This is a genomic window from Vulcanococcus limneticus LL, from assembly GCF_002252705.1.
Lineage (GTDB): Bacteria > Cyanobacteriota > Cyanobacteriia > PCC-6307 > Cyanobiaceae > Vulcanococcus > Vulcanococcus limneticus.
Genome location: NZ_NQLA01000134.1, coordinates 1 through 1,297 on the forward strand (window position 1 = coordinate 1; position 1,297 = coordinate 1,297).

1 protein-coding gene is annotated in these 1,297 nt (G+C 66.5%); it reads right to left on the bottom strand.

Going from position 1 to position 1,297, the window contains the following annotated elements; translation table 11 throughout:
• Positions 1–209: 209 nt before the first annotated feature.
• The gene (locus CJZ98_RS17720; RefSeq protein ID WP_094592417.1) at positions 210–1,214 is read right to left on the bottom strand and encodes an HD-GYP domain-containing protein; all 1,005 of its coding nucleotides are present in this window, start codon (positions 1,212–1,214) and stop codon (positions 210–212) included.
• Between the last annotated feature and the right edge of the window lie 83 nt (positions 1,215–1,297).

Genomic DNA, 1,297 nt, shown 5'->3' on the forward strand with positions numbered 1-1,297 from the left:
CCGCCCTCTCGGGCTTCCGGTTTCAGCGGCCTCGCGACCGCCTCTTGAACTTACAACACCGGTGGCTCGCGCCTCCTTCGTCGTAAGTCGCCTCAGATTTCCGCTCGGGTTCCCCCGGTGGCTCCTTGGCGCCGCGCGACTGGCTGGTTGGCCGTCGAACGGAATCAAAAGCTACCAGACGGCCTGACCAGGGCCTTCCTCCCGGCTCCTCAGGGGTCGCGGTAGGCGGCCGCGATGGCCTGCCGCTGCTCGCTGGCCTCCAGCAGGGCCGCCACGCAGAGGGGGTCCAGGTGATGCGCCTGGACCATGTCGTTCAGGATCCGCAGGGATTCCTCCTCGCTCAGGGCCGGCTTGTAGACCCGGGCCTGGGTCAGGGCGTCGTAGATGTCGGCCACGGCCACAATGCGGGCCTCCAGACTGATCTGCTCGCCCTGCAGCCCAAAGGGATAGCCGCTGCCATCGAGCTTCTCGTGGTGCCCGGCCACCACGTTGCGCAGCTGCTCCATCTTCGGATCCGCCACCAGGTGCAGCCCCGCGATCATCTGGTCCACCAGTTCCACGCCCCGGACCACGTGGTTGTCCATCACCCGCCGCTCCGGAGGATCAAGGGGTCCGGGCTTGCGCAGGACGGCATCCGGGATCGCCACCTTGCCCACGTCGTGCAGCGCCGCAAACAGGTAGAGGTCTTCGGCGAAATCGGTGCGCAGCCCCAGCTTCGGCCCCAGGGCCATGGCAATCAGGCGGCTGTAGAGGGACACCCGTTCCACGTGGGCGCCAGTCTCCGGGTCGCGCAGGCCGGTCATGCGCAGGGCGAGCTTCACCGCCACCCGCAGGCTGTTCATCACCGCCACCTCATGGATGAGCAGAGCCCCGATCAGCTCGACGCTGGGGGCCAGCTGCTCGAGGTGCTCCGGGGTGAACACCCCTGGCTCGAAGGCGTTGAAGAACAGGAAGCCCAGCAGCTCTCCGCCCCAATAGAGGGGCACCGTGTAGGAGGAGCGCCAGCGCTGCTCCAGCAGCCAGCGGGTGTGGGCCGAGATCCTGGGCAGCTCCAGCGCCATGTCGTGGATCACCCGGCACTGGCGGGTGGCGGCCAGGTGCTTCAGGGAGGGAATCGAAGCGAGCCGGTGGTCGTAGAAGGTGAGGTTGGGCGGATGGGAGTTGTGGCTGATGTAAGTGCTCAGCAGATCGTTGCCCGGCCAGGGCTGATTCAAAGTCTTAACTCGAGCTTGGTTCTGGCTTTCTCATCGCCATCGCCAGTAGCGCCGTGATGTCGTGAGTTACGGCTTGCATGCCG